Raw genomic sequence first — 14,983 nt, 5'->3', positions numbered from 1 at the left:
ATGGTAGAGCATCGGCGCCGACCGCGCTGCGCGCTCGCCGGGCACGGCCCGGCGCTACCCGCAGCTCAGCCTTCGGCGGAGCGGCTGCGCGGCGGCCAGTGCGGGGTGTCGTGGTCGGGGTGCTGGTGGGACACGATGGTGGCCAGGAACTCCAGCGCCGCGACGTCTTCCTCGGTACGTCGCGCCGGCTGGCTGGACAAACTGTCGACGAACGGCAGCTTGCGCTCCACCCCGTACTGGATGGTCGGTGGCAGGCGTTCCGGCTCGTCGAAGGCACCGGCGGCCACGGCCACGCCATCCGGGGCTTCGTAGGTCAGGGGCGTTCCGCAGTCGGCGCAGAAGCCACGCCGCACCACGTTGGACGACTGGAAATAGCGTGGCTGGCCGCGGGTCCAGCTGAACTGCACGCCGCGCACCGACACCAGCGGCGCATAGTAGGCACCGAAGGCCTTCTGGCACATCCGGCAATGGCAGATCGAGCTGTCGGTCAGCTCGCCTCGCGCCTGGAAGCGGATCGCGCCGCACTGGCAGCCGCCGCTGTATTCGGGTTGGCCCTGCATTGTGAGTTCCTCCGAAACGTCGTGCCAACCAACGGTTGGCACCTATCGGGTGAGGTGGGTGCCGACCGGGTGAGGTGGATACCTACCGGGTGAGGTGGGTGCCGACCGTTGGTCGGCACACCTTTCAATACTGCTTCTTGGCGCGCTTGGCCGGCTTGCCACGCTCGGGCAGCGGCGGCAGGCCATCGCCTTCATCCTCACCCTTGTGCTCGACCAGGCGGAAGTCGATCTTGCGCTCTTCCATGCTGGCCTTCAGCACCAGGATGCGCACGCGATCACCCAGCCGGTAGCTGCTGCCACGGCGCTCGCCGGTCAGCGTCTTGCGGGTCGCGTCGAACTTGTAATAGTCCTGCGGCAGCTGGGTCACATGGACCAGGCCCTGCACCTTTGACTCGTCCAGTTCCACGAACAGGCCGAAGCTGGTCACGCCGCTGATCACGCCATCGAACTGGCCGCCTACGTGCTTTTCCATCCACGCGGCGCGGTAGCGCTCGTCGACCTCGCGCTCGGCCTCATCGGCACGGCGCTCACGCTCGGAGCACTGCAGCGCCAGCGCAGCCATCTCGCGTGCGTTGTAGGTGAACTTGTCCAGCGGCTTGCCGGACAACGCGTGCTTGATCGCGCGGTGCACCAGCAGGTCAGGGTAGCGACGGATCGGCGAGGTGAAGTGCGCGTACGCCTCCAGCGCCAGGCCGAAGTGACCGTGATTCTCCGGGCTGTAGATCGCCAGACTCTGGCTGCGCAGCAGCACCGATTCCAGCAGCGTGGCATCGGGGCGATCCCGGATCTTCTTCAGCAGCTTGGTGTAATCGCCCGGACGCACCTTGGACCACGGCGGCAGGCTCAGCTTGAACTCCTTGAGGAATTCCAGCAGGTCGGCGTACTTGGTTTCCGGCGGCTTCTCGTGGATGCGGTACGGGGCCGGCACATGGCGCGACAGCAGGTACCTGGCCGCCTCGACGTTGGCCGCGATCATGCATTCCTCGATCAGCTTGTGCGCGTCATTGCGCACCAGCATGCCGGCCTGGGTGACTTCACCGCGGTTGTCCAGCACGAAGCGCACTTCGCTGCTTTCGAACTCGATGGCGCCGCGCTTGGCACGTGCCTTGGACAGCACCTTGTACAGCTGGTGCAGGCGCTGCACCTGCGGCAGCAGGTCGCCCATCCAGGCCTTGGTATCGGCATCGTCCTCGCCCACCGCCTTCCACACCTGGGTGTAGGTCAGGCGCGCGTGCGAGTTCATCACCGCTTCGTAGAAGCGCGAATGCGTGACCAGGCCGTCGCGGTCGATCTGCATGTCGCAGACAAAGCACATGCGGTCGACCTTCGGCATCAGCGAGCAGATGCCGTTGGACAGCGTCTCCGGCAGCATCGGCACCACGAAGCCCGGGAAGTACACCGAGGTGGCGCGCTTCTGCGCCTCCTCATCCAGGGGCGTGCCGGGGCGCACGTAGTTCGAGACATCGGCAATCGCCACCACCAGGCGGAAACCCTCGGCATTCGGTTCGCAGTACACCGCGTCGTCGAAGTCCTTGGCATCCTCGCCATCGATGGTGACCAGCGGCGTGCTGCGCAGGTCGACGCGGTCGCCGATCATCGCCGGTTCGACCACCAGCGGTACCGAGGCGGCTTCGTCCAACACTTCCTGCGGGAACTCGAACGGCAGCTCATGACCGTGGATGGCGGTTTCCACCACCAGCGAGGCGGTCAGCTTGTCGCCGAGCACGGCGATGATGCGGCCGATCGGCGGGCGGCGGCTGTCCGGCGCCTGGGTCAGTTCACAGACCACCAGCTGGCCATCGCGCGCACCACCGGTCTGGTCCGGCGGCACCTGCACGTTGCGCTGCACGCGCTTGTCGTCGGGCACCACGTAGTTGATGCCCATCTCGATGCTGAAGCGGCCGATCAGGCGGGTCATGCCGCGCTCGAGCACGCGGGCGATGCTGCCTTCGCGACGGCCACGATGGTCGATGCCGGTCACACGGGCCAGCACCTTGTCGCCGTGCATGACCTTGCGCATCTCATACGGCGGCAGGAACAGGTCGTCACCGCCCTCGACCGGGCGCAGGAAACCGAACCCTTCCGGGTTGGCGATCACCACGCCAGTGACCAGATTCAGGGTCTGGATCGGGGCGAAACCGCCGCGACGGTTCTGCACCAACTGGCCGTCGCGGACCATGGCACCGAGCCGGCGCGACAGCGCCTCGGCCCGGTCCGGCGCGGTCAGGCCCAGGCGCGCGCCCAGTTCTTCGGCGGTCTGCGGCCCTTCGCAGCGCTCCAGCAGGGCCAGGATGGCCTCGCGGCTGGCGATGGGCTGTTCGTACTTCTCGGCTTCGCGGGCGGCATAGGGATCGTCGATCACCTTGCCGGTCGGCGGCAGCTTGCGGCCCGGGGCCGGGCCCGGAGCGGCGGCATCGGCGCTGCGGACCTTGCGACCACGCGGTGGTGCGCCGCCTTCATTCAATTCGGGGAACCAGCCCGGCAACGGCTTGCCCGGCTTGGTGGTGCGGGCCGTGCCCGCCTTGGCGCCCTTCTTCGGGGCCTGGCTGCGGGAGGTGCTCCCGCCCTTGCTTGGTTTTTTGGTAGTCATCGCCCTACATGGTAGCCGCTGACGGCGTGCAGAACGGGTCAGCGGCTGTCTTGAAGGCCTTGCATGAAAAATATTCAGGAAGTCGTTGACAGCCTGCGGATTCATCTTCACAATTGCGCCTCTGGAACGCCCAGGTGGCGGAATTGGTAGACGCACTAGTTTCAGGTACTAGCGGGTAAAACCGTGGAGGTTCGAGTCCTCTCCTGGGCACCACGTCGAGAATGAGAAAAACCCGCGAAAGCGGGTTTTTTCATGCCCGTGATTCGGCATCGCCGCGACCGGCGGCCGGCATCACAACAGCGGCCGCAGCACCAGCTCCAGCCCGAGCAGCAGCAGGAAACCCAGGAAGCAGGCGCGGAACACCCGCGCACTGATGCGCTGCCGGATCACCTGCCCCAGCCACATGCCCAGCAATGCCGGCAGCACCGCCAGCGTACTCAGCCCCAGCTGCTGGATGCCGAATGCGCCGTGCAGCACCAGGCCAGTGGTCAGCGAAATCGTCGACACAGTGAACGCCAGTCCCAGCGCCTGCACCAGCTCCTCGCGCTGCAACCCCAGCGACTGCAGGTACGGCACCGCCGGCATCACGAACACGCCGGTGGCGCCGGTCACCACACCCGACAACGCCCCCACCAGCGGCCCCAGCCATCGCTCGCGCCGCTGCGGCACGCGGAACACCGGCGCAAGCAGGGCATAGGCCGCATAAACCACCAGCGCAACGCCCAGCGCAACACGCGACCAGGTGCGATCGACCCGCACCAGCAGCGCTGCCGAACCCAGCGTCACCACCACCACGGCCAGCATCATCGGCCACAGGCGCCGCACGATGTGGCCCAGTGAGGGGCCGGACAACAGCTGCCACGCATTGGTGACGAAGGTGGGGATGAACAGCATCGATGCCGCCGCCACCGGCGACAGCGCGCCACCGAGCAGACCCATCGCCACTGTCGGCAAGCCCATGCCGGTCACGCCCTTGACCACACCGGCCAGCACGAACACCACCACCAGCAGCACGTAGAAGTACATCGATTCATTCATGCCTTCATTGGATCGGCCGGCCGCTCGGCGCACAATGCGGTCTTCCCGGCCTCGCCTTCGGCTGATCCGAAGGCGCAGGCGTTGCGATGAGGGCATCACATGCGGATGGATATCGCCGACCTGCGCCTGTTCCTGGCCATTGCCGAGGCGGGCAGCATCACGGCCGGTGCCGCGCAGGCAAACCTGGCACTGGGCTCAGCCAGTGAGCGCCTGCGCACGATCGAAGCCGATGCCGGTACCCCGCTGTTGAACCGGCACCCACGCGGCGTCAGCCTGACCGAAGCCGGTGCCGCGCTCGCCCACCATGCACGCTTGATCCTGCAGCAGCAGGCACAGCTGCGCGGTGAACTGCAGGCGTTCGCGCACGGTGCGCGCGGCACCCTGCATCTGTATGCCAACACCGCAGCGCTGACCAACTACCTGCCTTCGCGGCTCGCACCATGGCTGGCCGAACGCCCGCGCCTGCACGTGGAACTGCTGGAGCGCACCAGCCCTGAAGTCGTGCGTGCGATCAGTGCTGGCCAGGCCGAGGCCGGCATCATCAGCGATGCCGTCGACGCTGCCGGCCTGCAGCAGCATGTGGTCGCCGAAGATCCGCTGGTGATGCTGCTGCCCGAAGACCACCGCTTCGCATCGCGGCGCAGCGTGGCCTTCACCGATGTTGCCGGCGAGACCTTCGTCGCACTGGCCGATGGCAATGCACTGCAGACCTACATCGAGGACCAGGCGCGCGACATCGGGCGGCGCCTGGATGTACGCATCCGCATGAAGACCTTCGAAGGCGTATGCATCATGGTCGGCCACGGCATTGGTGTCGGCATCGTGCCGCGGACCATCGCCCGCCAGCATCGGCGCAACACGCATACCGTCGCCGTACCGCTCGCCGATGCATGGGCACAGCGCCGCCTGTGCGCCTGTTTTGCCGAGTGGGCGCAGTTGTCATCGGCGATGCGCAGCCTGCTGCTTCACCTGGGCGTACAGCCGCAGAAAAAGGTGTGAAATGTTGTTGACACATCTTCTGTCGCTCCCCATAATTCATCTCCTGAGTCGCCCAGGTGGCGGAATTGGTAGACGCACTAGTTTCAGGTACTAGCGGGTAAAACCGTGGAGGTTCGAGTCCTCTCCTGGGCACCATGACTCAAGATGATCAAACCCGCGAAAGCGGGTTTTTTCGTTTCCGGGGTTTGGCGAGCCTGGCATCGCATCTACCGCTGGAACTGTCGTATCTAGCACCACCCGGCAGTCGCCTGCTGCTGCATACCGCCTCCCGGCGCGTCGTTACCAGACCTTGAACGGCCTCCTTTTGGGGCGCATTTCACGTCAGCCGTTCATTTCGTACTTTTCCTAGTCGAGATTTACCCGATTCCTTTTCGGTGGAAGGCAGATTTACAGAAGCCGGTTGCAGGTGTATCGCCACGACCTGACCAGCGCCCTCCCCCTTCCCCAAAGGACGCACCCATGCAGCGCAGCATCATCTGCCCTCACTGCCATACCGGCTCGAACCACGGCGTACGCGTATGCGTGGGATGCCAGGCCGAGGTCCACTACGGCGCATCGAAGGAGGCCGTAATGCTGGTCTTTGTTGCCGCCATCATCTGCGGCGCACTGGTCGGCAGCCGATTGCAGGCCACGGCTGGCTGGCTCACATGCGGCGCCGTACTTGTGGCGGGAATGTGGGCCATCTCCCGATTGTTCTGCGATCGGGTGGAGTTCAAGCGCGTCTATCGCACGCGCTGAACCTGCGCCACGGCAGGACCCCAAGGGCAGGGCCTGTGCGACCCGCGGTGCACAAACAAAAACCCCGCCTTGCGGCGGGGTCAAAATACAGCACGTGTTTCCAGGGAGTTTCAGTGTCCGCCACCGGCGGCCGCACCTGCGCCTGCGCCAAACGGCGGTTTGGCCAGCCACAGGAACGCGATGATCGCCAGGAAGATCCAGCCCAGCAGGAAGAAGATGTCGTTGAAGCCCATCTGCGATGCCTGGTGGTTGATCATGTTGTTCAGTACCGCTGCGCCATGTTGCAGGTCGCCCTGCCCCATCGCTGTCACCTGGTCCTGCATGCCCGGCTGATAGACCGAGATGTGCTCGGTCAGGTCGGCGTGGTGCACCTGGGTGCGCCGCGCCCACAGCCACGTCGTCAGCGACGCCGCGAAGCTGCCACCCAGCGTGCGCAGGAAGGTGGCCAGGCCTGAGCCCGCCGCGATCTCGCGTCCATCCAGGTCCGACAGCAGGATCTGCAGCACCGGCATGAAGAACAGCGCGACGCCGATGCCCATGATCAGCTGCACGCCCGCCACATGGTTGTAGTCCACCTGCAGGTTGAAGTTCGAACGCAGGAAGCTGGTCATCGACAACACAATGAACGCAATCGTAGCCAGCATGCGCATGTCGAAGCGCGATGCATACTTGCCCACGAACGGGGTCATGATCACCGGCAGGATGCCGATCGGCGCTGTCGCCAGGCCCGCCCAGATCGCGGTGTAGCCCATGTCACGCTGCAACCACTGTGGAATCAGCAACGCCACGCTGAAGAACGCCGCGTAGGCCACCACCATCGCCAGCGTACCGGCGCGGAAGTTCCGATGCCGGAACAGCTTCAGGTCGACGATCGGATCCTTGTCGGTCAGTTCCCAGATCAGGAACACCGTCAGCGTGACCACGGCCACACACGCCAGCACCACGATCTTCATCGACGAGAACCAGTCCTCGTCGTTGCCCAGGTCGAGCACCAGCTGCAGCGCACCGACACCGATCACCAAGGTGACCAGGCCGACGTAGTCCATCTTCGGCTTCTCGATGTGCTCCGGGCGCCCCTTCAGCTGGTTGCCCACAACGAGCGCAGCGAAGATGCCCAGCGGCACATTGATCAGGAAGATCCATTCCCAGCTGTAGTTGTCGGTGATCCAGCCACCGAGAATCGGGCCGCAGATCGGCGCCACCACCGTGATCATCGCCAGCAGCGCCAGTGCCTGCCCGCGTTTCTCCCGTGGATAGATCGAGACCAGCAACGACTGCGTGATCGGGTACATCGGGCCGGCCACGAAACCCTGCAGCGCACGCGACAGCACCAGCATGCCCATGCTCTGCGCCAGGCCGCACAGCAGCGAGGTGATGACGAAGGCCAGCGTGGCCCAGACGAACAGCTTGCGTTCGCCGAAGCGGCGGCTGAGCCAGCCGGTCAGCGGCAGCGCGATGGCTGTGCTGACCGCGAACGAGGTGATGACCCAGGTCGCCTGCTGCGAACTGGCGCCGAGGTTACCGGCGATGGTCGGCAGCGAGACGTTGGCGATGGTGGTGTCGAGCACCTGCATGAACGACGCCATCGCCAGGCCGACGGTGCACAGGGCGACGCTGGGCGGCAGGAACCCGGAGGCCGCACCCGGCGCCGCCGGGGCGCCCGGAGCACCGGGCGCGGCTGGAGCTTGTGCGGACATGGCGACCTCAGCCCACCTTCGCCTGCTGCGGCAGGTTGCCCTGGATGATCGTGTGGATCACCTCGTCGGCATCATGCAGCTGCTTGGCATACACGTCGGTGTCGAACACCGTGCCCTTGGCCGGGGTGCTCGGCAGCACTTCGCCCTTCTGGTCGCGCAGGCTCACTTCGGCCTTCATCGACAGGCCGATGCGCAGCGGGTGTTCGGCCAGCTGCTTGGCATCGATGGCGATGCGTACCGGCACGCGCTGAACGATCTTGATCCAGTTGCCGCTGGCATTCTGCGCCGGCAGCAGCGAGAACGCCGAGCCGGTGCCCAGGCCCAGGCTCTGGACGCGGCCCTTGTACTTCACGTCACCGGCATACAGGTCCGACTTCAGCTCCACTTCCTGGCCCAGGCGCATGTGGCGCAGCTGGGTTTCCTTGAAGTTGGCCTCGACCCACATCTGCTCGGTCGGCACCACCGCCATCAGGGCATTGCCCGGCTGCACGCGCTGGCCGACCTGCACCGAACGACGGGCGACGTAGCCGGTGACCGGCGCAACGATGCCGGCGCGGGCGTTGTTGAGGAAGGCCTGGCGCAGCTGCGCGGCGGCGGCCTGCACATCCGGCTGGGTGGCGATCACGGTATCGTCGACCAGCGCGCGGTTGCGCTCGACCGTCTCGCGCGAACCGGCCACGGCCGCTTCGGCAGCGGCCAGCTCATCGCGGGCGTGGGCCAGTTCTTCGTTGGAGATGGCGCCGGTGGCGGCCAGATCCTTGCGGCGGGCGAAGTCGTCGCGCACGCGCTTCAGGGTCACCTGGCGGGCGTTCAAGTCCGCCTGCGCACCTTCCACGCTGCGGTACAGGCCGCGGGTCTGGCGCACGGTCTTGGCCAGGTTGGCTTCGGCCTGCTGCAGGGCTACTGCGGTGTCGGACGGATCCAGCTGCACCAGCAGCTGGCCGCGCTCCACGCGCATGCCGTCATCGGCGTTGATGGCGACTACGGTACCGGCCACCAGCGGGGTGATCTGCACCTGGTTGCCCTGCACGTAGGCGTCGTCGGTCTCTTCGAACCAACGGCCGAACATGAAGTACCACAGCGCCAGTGCGGCAAGCAGCAGCACGACGATCACGAACAGGCCGCGCAGCAGGTTGCCGCGGCGGTTGGGGGCGGCCGGGGCCGCAGTGTCTTGGGTCTGGCTCATGGCGGAAGTCTTCAGGAATGCGAGGAATCGGAATGGGAGGCGATCGGTGCGCGGTCGGCGTCAGAGGGCTGGAAACCACCGCCCAGCGCCTTGCTCAGGCGCACCGAGGTCTGCACCTGCTGCGACTGCAGGCCGGCCAGCTGCTGCTGCGACTGCAGCAGGGTGGACTGCGCGGTCAGCACGTCCAGGTAGCTGCCGATGCCGGCGCGGTAGCGCTGCTGGGCCAGGTCGAAGGCCGAACGTGCGGTATCCACCGCCTGCTGCTGCGAATGCGCCTGCTGTGCCAGCGAACGCACCGCGTTGACCTGGTCGGCCACGTCGCGCAGTGCATCGAGCACGGTCTGGTTGTAGTTGGCCACCGCCAGGTCGTACTGCGCATCGGTGTTGGCCAGGTTGGCGCGCAGCTTGCCGCCTTCGAAGATCGGCAGGCTCAGCGCCGGTCCGATGTAGGCGAAGGTCGAACTGCTTTTCAGCAGATCGCCCACGTTCGGTGCGACGACGCCAGCCAGTGCGGTCAGGTTGAAGCTCGGGTAGAACTTGGTCCTGGCGACCTTGATCTGCTTGTCGGCCGCTTCCACGCGCCAGCGCGCGGCAACGATGTCCGGGCGACGACCCAACAGTTCGCTGGGCAGCACGCCCGGCAGCTGCAGCGCCATCGGATTCAACGCCTGCGGGCGCTGGATCGACAGGCCACGGTCCGGACCCTTGCCGACCAGCGCGGCCAGCGCGGTGCGGGCCGCATCGATGCGCTGCTGCGCGGCCTGCACCTGCTGCTGCGCGGCGGGCACGCGGGCCTCGGCCTGGCGCACCTGCAGATCACTGTCGATGCCGGCGCTGCGGCGTTGGCGGGTCAATTCCAGCGACTTCTGCGAGCGGCCCAGCTCTTCTTCGGCCACGTCATTGAGCTGCCATGCATACGCCAGGTCGGCATAGGCCTGGGTGATGCCGGTGGACAGGTTCAGGCGTGCAGCCTGGGCTTCGACAGTGGCGGCATGGGCGCCGTCCACGGCCGCTTCCCAGGCAGCGCGCTTGCCGCCCCACAGGTCCACGCCATAGCTGAAATCAAACGCGACCTGGCTGCTGCCAGCGTAATGGCCACCCATCTCGCTGCCGGCCATCGACTCGGGCAGGCGCAGACCGGTGTAACCACCGGACACCGACAGGCTCGGCAGGCGATCGGCACGCGCGGTACCGACCTGCGACTGCGCCTGGCGCAGGCGCGCATCGGCAGCGTCCAGGCTCGGGTGGCCAGCCAGGCCCTCGGCGACCAGCGCGTCCAGCTGCGCATCGCCCAGTGCCTTCCACCAGTCCTGCGCCGGGAAGCCGGTGGCGCTCAGGTCGGTGTCGGCCAGGGTGCGTTCGCTGTGCAGGCTGTCCACGTCGAGCACGTGGCCCTGCGGGTTGAGGCCACGACTGCTGGCGCAGGCGGCCAGGGCCAGGGCCAGCGCTGATACCAGCAGCGCGCGCCCGGACCGGCGGAGAGTGGATTGCGGGATCGGGTTCATGGGGTCGTCAGGGAATCGCGGATTCGGGTGAGGAGGGACAGCAGCTGCGTGCGCTCGTCGGCGGAAAGATCACGCAGGGCGTAATCCATCACCGCGTCGCCACGCAGCTTCAGCCGCGCCCACAGTGCGCGGCCTTCATCGGTCAGCACGATCTGCAGCGCACGCCGGTCCTGGGCATGCGGTTCGCGGCGGACGCAGCCCAGCGACTCCAGCTTGTCCAGCAGGCGGGTCACCGCACTGGGCACCTGGTCGATGGCCTGGGACAGCTCGTTGGCCGTGCACGGAGCCATGTTGGAAAGCACCTTCAACCCGATGTAATGGGTGAAGCCGATACCCAGGTCTTCTTCAGCCATGGACGCGTCGAGTTGACGGACCAGGCCATCGCGCACCTGGCGCAGCAGCAGGCCGAAGCTGGGGGGAGTGGTTGCAGGACAGATCATGGGGGAGCATTCTCTTCCAAAAAAAATATTTCTCAATGGAAATATTCGATCTGGCATCGAATGCTGTGTTGCAGCAGCGGGCTGGATCAACGAAGGCGCCTACCTTAATGATCTGGTCAGGTGGCCCGGTAGTACAATTCAGCCAATGGATGACACATTTCAGCCAGCGGATATGATGAACAAGGCAGAAATCCCCCCTCCCAAGCGGTTGCTGCGCGACGACGCCCTGGATTGGTTCGAGCGCAATGACGGGCCACCGGTTGTCGCCTTCCGCTTCGACAGCCCCTTGGGCCTGGTCCGTGAAGTGGACTGGCACCACCATCAGCGCGCGCAGCTGATCTGCGTCGAACGCGGCCTGTTGACCACCCGCACCTCGCACGGAACGTGGTCACTGGCGCCGGGCTCGGCCGGCTGGATGCCGCCGCTGGAGCCGCATACGGTCACCCTCGACGGCCCGCTGCGTGGCTGGGGCATGGCGCTGGCCGCACCGGCCTGCGCCACCCTGCCCGCCGATCCCTGCGTACTGGGCCTGTCCAAGCTGGCGCAGGCGCTGGCCGACCGCATCTGCGAATGGCCGCTGGGCTACGACACCACGCCCGAGCGCCAGCACATCATCGAGGTGCTGCTGGACGAGATCCGTACCGCGCCGCGCCAGCGCATGCACCTGCCGATGCCGCATGACCGGCGCCTGCTGAAGATCGCCTCGCAGCTGCTGGCCGACCCGTCCGACGAGCGCAGCCTGGCCGAATGGGCGCACTGGGCCGGACTGTCGCCGCGCAGCCTGACCCGCCACTTCCGCGACGAGACCACGCTCAGCTTCGCCCAGTGGCGGCAGCAGGCCCGGCTGTCCGAAGCCCTGCGCCAGCTGACCGACGGCCGCAGCGTGGCCGATATCGCCCACGCGCTGGGCTTCAGCAGCGCCAGCGCCTTCGTCACCGTGTTCCGCCGCCACTTCGGGCTGCCACCGGGGCGCTACCTGGCACGGGCCGGACACGGCCTGGAAACCGGGCTGGACCCTGCGCGCGGCTTGGCATCCCCCGCCGCATCCGGATAATCACAGGATTGCGAGCGGCGACCGCCGTCGCCGCCTCCCGACAACAGGTAACAACGCCGCATGACCGAACTTGCCCGCCCCGTGTTCCACGGATTCGAACAACTGCCGCTGCGCGAGTACGCCGAACGCGCCTACCTCGACTACTCGATGTACGTGGTCCTGGACCGCGCCCTGCCGTTCATCGGCGACGGCCTGAAGCCGGTGCAGCGCCGCATCATCTATTCGATGAGCGAGCTGGGCCTGAATGCCGCGTCCAAGCCGAAGAAGTCCGCGCGCACCGTCGGTGACGTCATCGGTAAGTACCACCCGCATGGCGACAGCGCGTGCTACGAGGCGCTGGTGCTGATGGCGCAGCCGTTCTCGTACCGCTACCCGCTGATCGAGGGCCAGGGCAACTTCGGCTCCAGCGACGACCCGAAGTCGTTCGCGGCGATGCGTTACACCGAATCCAAGCTGACCCCGATTGCCGAAGTGCTGCTGGGCGAACTGGGCCAGGGCACCACTGACTGGGCACCGAACTTCGACGGCACCCTGCAGGAACCGACCTGGATGCCGGCACGGCTGCCGCACCTGCTGCTGAACGGCACCACCGGCATCGCCGTGGGCATGGCCACCGACGTGCCGCCGCACAATCTCAACGAGATCGTCAGCGCACTGCTGCACCTGCTGGACAACCCCGATGCCAGCGTGCGCGACCTGTGCGAGCACGTGCAGGGCCCGGACTATCCGTCCAGCGCCGAGATCATCACCGCGGCCAACGATCTGCGGAACATCTACGAAACCGGCAACGGCAGCGTGCGCGCACGTGCGACCTTCACCAAGGAAGCACACAACATCGTGGTCACCGCGCTGCCGTTCCAGGTGTCGCCGTCGAAGGTGATCGAGCAGATCGCCGCGCAGATGCGCGCCAAGAAGCTGCCGTGGCTGGAAGACATCCGCGATGAGTCCGACCACGCCAACCCGGTGCGCGTGGTGCTGGTGCCGCGTTCCAACCGCGTCGACGCCGAGCAGCTGATGGGCCACCTGTTCGCGACCACGGACATGGAACGCAGCTACCGCGTCAACCTCAACGTGATCGGGCTGGACGGCCGTCCGCAGGTGAAGAACCTGAAGATGCTGCTCAGCGAATGGCTGACCTTCCGCAGCAACACCGTCACCCGCCGCCTGCAGCACCGCCTGCAGAAGGTCGAGCGCCGCCTGCACCTGTTGGAAGGCCTGCTGGTCGCGTTCCTCAACCTGGACGAGGTGATCCACATCATCCGTACCGAGGACGAACCGAAGGCCGCGCTGATCGCGCGCTTCGGCCTGTCCGACGACCAGGCCGAGTACATCCTGGAAACCAAGCTGAAGCAGCTGGCCCGCCTGGAGGAGATGAAGATCCGTGGCGAGCAGGACGAGCTGGCCAAGGAGCGCGAGAAGATCCTCGGCATCCTCGACAGCAAGGCCAAGCTGAAGAAGCTGATCCGCGACGAACTGACCGCCGATGCCAAGAAATTCGGCGACGCGCGCCGTTCGCCGCTGGTGCAGCGCCAGGCCGCGCAGGCCATCGACGAGACCGAGCTGGTGCCGAGCGAGCCGATGACCGTCGTGCTGTCGGAGAAGGGCTGGATCCGCGCCGCCAAGGGCCACGACGTCGATGCGTCCGCCCTGTCCTACCGTGATGGTGACGCCCTGCAGGGCGCGGTGCGTGCGCGCAGTACGCAGCAGGTCGCGTTCCTCGACAGCGAGGGCCGCGCCTACTCGACGCCGGTGCACACCCTGCCCTCCGCGCGTGGCAACGGTGAACCGCTGACCGGCCGCTTCTCGCCGGCCGCGGGCACCAGCTTCGTGACCCTGGCCAGCGCCGAGCCGGACACCCGCTTCGTGCTGGCCTCCACCCACGGCTACGGCTTCGTCACCCGCTTCGAGAACCTGATCGGCCGCAACAAGGCCGGCAAGGCGATGCTGAACCTATCGGCGGGTTCGTCGGTGCTGACCCCGTCGGTGGTCGCCAACGTCGCCACCGACCGCATCGTGGCAGTGACCAGCTCCGGCAACCTGCTGGCGATTGCCGCCAACGACCTGCCGGAACTGGACAAGGGCAAGGGCAACAAGATCATCGAGATCCCCAAGGCCAAGCTCGCCACCGAACGCGTGGTCGCCATCGTGGCCATCAGCCCGGGGCAGACCCTGCAGGTGCGCAGTGGCCAGCGCACGATGGGCCTGAAGTTCAACGAGCTTGACGCCTACCTCGGCGCCCGCGCCACCCGCGGCCACCTGCTGCCGCGCGGCTGGCAGAAGGTGGAAGGGCTGTCGGTGGAATAAAGGCTGGGGCCTTGCTCCTGGTGGGTGTCAACCTTGGTTGACACGCCTTGCCGGAGACCAGACACGAAAAAGCCGGGGCATTCCCCGGCTTTTTCGTTGTCGGCTGGCGGGCGGTGGAGCGGCTGGCTGGCGAAAGCTGGCTGGCGATGCTCCGGTGCTGGCGGGCGACAGAACGCTGTGCTTCTTCTGGTAGAGCCGACCGGGGGGGGGGGGGGGGTTTTTGTTGCAACGAACACCCGGCGGGGCAGACCGGGGGGGAAACGGCGAGGGCCCCCCGCTTTTGAAGAGCAGCCGACCAGCGGTCGGCTCTACCGGGTGGTCACCGGGCATGGCCCGGCGGCGCCTGCGGCTCAGTGCGCCGGAGCGCCGTTGCCGTCGATCTTGCTCAGCTGGTACAGCTCCAGGCCGATGCGCTTGATCAGGCCCAGCTGCTGCTCCAGCCACCAGGCGTGGTCTTCCTCGGTGTCCTTCAGCTGCGCCAGCAGCATGTCGCGGCTCACGTAGTCACCCTTCTCTTCGCACAGCTTCATGCCGGCGGCGAGATTGTTCCGAACCGCGTATTCAGTGTCGAGATCCTTCTGCAGCATCTCTTCCACGGTCTTGCCCGGCTCGGTGGCATGCGGGCGCATGTCCGGGTCGCCGCCGAGGAACAGGATGCGGCGCAGCAGCGCGTCGGCGTGCTGGGTTTCCTCTTCCATCTCGTGGTTCAAGCGTTCGTACAGCGCGAACAGGCCCTGGTCCTCGTAGCGGCGGGAATGGATGAAGTACTGGTCGCGGGCAGCAAGCTCGCCGCGCAGCAGTTCCTTCAGGCAGGCGATGACGTCCGGGTTGCCTTTCATGGGGGGCTCCTGTGAATCGATGTGGCATAGGGT

At 66.5% G+C, this 14,983-nt stretch carries 12 protein-coding genes and 2 tRNA genes; 6 read left to right on the top strand and 8 right to left on the bottom strand.

Annotation, left to right across the window (positions count from 1 at the left end; all coding sequences use genetic code 11):
* Window positions 1-65: 65 nt before the first annotated feature.
* Both ABE423_RS02715 and rnr read right to left on the bottom strand, forming a co-directional pair.
* Window positions 66-560 (bottom strand): GFA family protein, encoded by a 495-nt coding sequence (locus ABE423_RS02715; RefSeq protein ID WP_125893872.1) that lies wholly within the window; start codon window positions 558-560, stop codon window positions 66-68.
* Window positions 561-684: 124 nt separating this feature from the next.
* The gene (gene rnr, locus ABE423_RS02710; protein ID WP_125893870.1) at window positions 685-3,150 is read right to left on the bottom strand and encodes a ribonuclease R; all 2,466 of its coding nucleotides are present in this window, start codon (window positions 3,148-3,150) and stop codon (window positions 685-687) included.
* 128 nt (window positions 3,151-3,278) lie between these two features.
* Between rnr and ABE423_RS02705 the strand changes: the two genes are divergently transcribed.
* Window positions 3,279-3,363, top strand: a tRNA-Leu gene (locus ABE423_RS02705).
* Between the two features lie 78 nt (window positions 3,364-3,441).
* Here ABE423_RS02705 and ABE423_RS02700 read toward each other — a convergent pair.
* A complete protein-coding gene (locus ABE423_RS02700; protein ID WP_107433349.1) occupies window positions 3,442-4,188 on the bottom strand; it encodes a sulfite exporter TauE/SafE family protein in 747 nt (248 codons plus the stop codon).
* Window positions 4,189-4,287: 99 nt separating this feature from the next.
* Between ABE423_RS02700 and ABE423_RS02695 the strand changes: the two genes are divergently transcribed.
* The 3 genes from ABE423_RS02695 (at window position 4,288) to ABE423_RS02685 (ending at window position 5,925) form a co-directional block, all read left to right on the top strand.
* Window positions 4,288-5,187 (top strand): LysR family transcriptional regulator, encoded by a 900-nt coding sequence (locus ABE423_RS02695; protein ID WP_125893868.1) that lies wholly within the window; start codon window positions 4,288-4,290, stop codon window positions 5,185-5,187.
* 50 nt (window positions 5,188-5,237) lie between these two features.
* Window positions 5,238-5,322: transfer RNA gene (locus tag ABE423_RS02690), tRNA-Leu, on the top strand.
* A gap of 324 nt (window positions 5,323-5,646) precedes the next feature.
* Window positions 5,647-5,925, top strand: coding sequence for a hypothetical protein (locus tag ABE423_RS02685; RefSeq protein WP_125893866.1), 279 nt, complete (start codon window positions 5,647-5,649; stop codon window positions 5,923-5,925).
* A gap of 110 nt (window positions 5,926-6,035) precedes the next feature.
* Here the strand turns inward: ABE423_RS02685 and emrB are convergent, their stop codons facing one another.
* The 4 genes from emrB to emrR are packed head-to-tail and all read right to left on the bottom strand — an operon-like array spanning window position 6,036 to window position 10,753.
* Window positions 6,036-7,622 carry a multidrug efflux MFS transporter permease subunit EmrB gene (gene emrB, locus ABE423_RS02680; RefSeq protein WP_032127920.1) on the bottom strand — a complete coding sequence of 529 codons (1,587 nt, stop codon included), beginning with the start codon at window positions 7,620-7,622 and terminating at the stop codon, window positions 6,036-6,038.
* A gap of 7 nt (window positions 7,623-7,629) precedes the next feature.
* Complete coding sequence (gene emrA / locus ABE423_RS02675; protein WP_125893864.1) at window positions 7,630-8,808, bottom strand: multidrug efflux MFS transporter periplasmic adaptor subunit EmrA; 1,179 nt, start codon at window positions 8,806-8,808, stop codon at window positions 7,630-7,632.
* 11 nt (window positions 8,809-8,819) lie between these two features.
* Window positions 8,820-10,313, bottom strand: coding sequence for a multidrug efflux transporter outer membrane subunit EmrC (emrC, locus tag ABE423_RS02670; protein WP_049463707.1), 1,494 nt, complete (start codon window positions 10,311-10,313; stop codon window positions 8,820-8,822).
* The gene (gene emrR / locus ABE423_RS02665) at window positions 10,310-10,753 is read right to left on the bottom strand and encodes a multidrug efflux system transcriptional regulator EmrR (protein ID WP_125893862.1); all 444 of its coding nucleotides are present in this window, start codon (window positions 10,751-10,753) and stop codon (window positions 10,310-10,312) included. Before emrR ends, emrC begins: the two co-directional genes overlap by 4 nt.
* 172 nt (window positions 10,754-10,925) lie before the next feature.
* On the opposite strand from emrR, the gene ABE423_RS02660 reads away from it, so the two are divergent.
* Both ABE423_RS02660 and parC read left to right on the top strand, forming a co-directional pair.
* Window positions 10,926-11,807: a helix-turn-helix transcriptional regulator gene (locus tag ABE423_RS02660; protein ID WP_049399506.1), complete on the top strand. Its 882-nt coding sequence runs from the start codon at window positions 10,926-10,928 to the stop codon at window positions 11,805-11,807.
* 60 nt (window positions 11,808-11,867) lie between these two features.
* Window positions 11,868-14,111: a DNA topoisomerase IV subunit A gene (gene parC, locus ABE423_RS02655; protein WP_182267510.1), complete on the top strand. Its 2,244-nt coding sequence runs from the start codon at window positions 11,868-11,870 to the stop codon at window positions 14,109-14,111.
* Between the two features lie 350 nt (window positions 14,112-14,461).
* Here parC and bfr read toward each other — a convergent pair whose 3' ends face one another.
* The gene (gene bfr, locus ABE423_RS02650) at window positions 14,462-14,950 is read right to left on the bottom strand and encodes a bacterioferritin (RefSeq protein WP_004151115.1); all 489 of its coding nucleotides are present in this window, start codon (window positions 14,948-14,950) and stop codon (window positions 14,462-14,464) included.
* Window positions 14,951-14,983 lie beyond the last annotated feature (33 nt).

It is taken from the genome of Stenotrophomonas sp. TWI1409, assembly GCF_039673015.1.
In the GTDB taxonomy this organism is placed as follows: Bacteria; Pseudomonadota; Gammaproteobacteria; order Xanthomonadales; family Xanthomonadaceae; genus Stenotrophomonas; species Stenotrophomonas maltophilia_A.
This window is presented reverse-complemented; position numbering and strand designations above follow the sequence as displayed.

Bases quoted from the DNA above. Each gene is read 5' to 3' on its own strand.
- ABE423_RS02715 (WP_125893872.1), bottom strand. From the start codon at position 560: ATGCAGGGCCAACCCGAATACAGCGGCGGCTGCCAGTGCGGCGCGATC.
- rnr (WP_125893870.1), bottom strand. From the start codon at position 3,150: ATGACTACCAAAAAACCAAGCAAGGGCGGGAGCACCTCCCGCAGCCAG.
- ABE423_RS02700 (WP_107433349.1), bottom strand. From the start codon at position 4,188: ATGAATGAATCGATGTACTTCTACGTGCTGCTGGTGGTGGTGTTCGTG.
- ABE423_RS02695 (WP_125893868.1), top strand. From the start codon at position 4,288: ATGCGGATGGATATCGCCGACCTGCGCCTGTTCCTGGCCATTGCCGAG.
- ABE423_RS02685 (WP_125893866.1), top strand. From the start codon at position 5,647: ATGCAGCGCAGCATCATCTGCCCTCACTGCCATACCGGCTCGAACCAC.
- emrB (WP_032127920.1), bottom strand. From the start codon at position 7,622: ATGTCCGCACAAGCTCCAGCCGCGCCCGGTGCTCCGGGCGCCCCGGCG.
- emrA (WP_125893864.1), bottom strand. From the start codon at position 8,808: ATGAGCCAGACCCAAGACACTGCGGCCCCGGCCGCCCCCAACCGCCGC.
- emrC (WP_049463707.1), bottom strand. From the start codon at position 10,313: ATGAACCCGATCCCGCAATCCACTCTCCGCCGGTCCGGGCGCGCGCTG.
- emrR (WP_125893862.1), bottom strand. From the start codon at position 10,753: ATGATCTGTCCTGCAACCACTCCCCCCAGCTTCGGCCTGCTGCTGCGC.
- ABE423_RS02660 (WP_049399506.1), top strand. From the start codon at position 10,926: ATGATGAACAAGGCAGAAATCCCCCCTCCCAAGCGGTTGCTGCGCGAC.
- parC (WP_182267510.1), top strand. From the start codon at position 11,868: ATGACCGAACTTGCCCGCCCCGTGTTCCACGGATTCGAACAACTGCCG.
- bfr (WP_004151115.1), bottom strand. From the start codon at position 14,950: ATGAAAGGCAACCCGGACGTCATCGCCTGCCTGAAGGAACTGCTGCGC.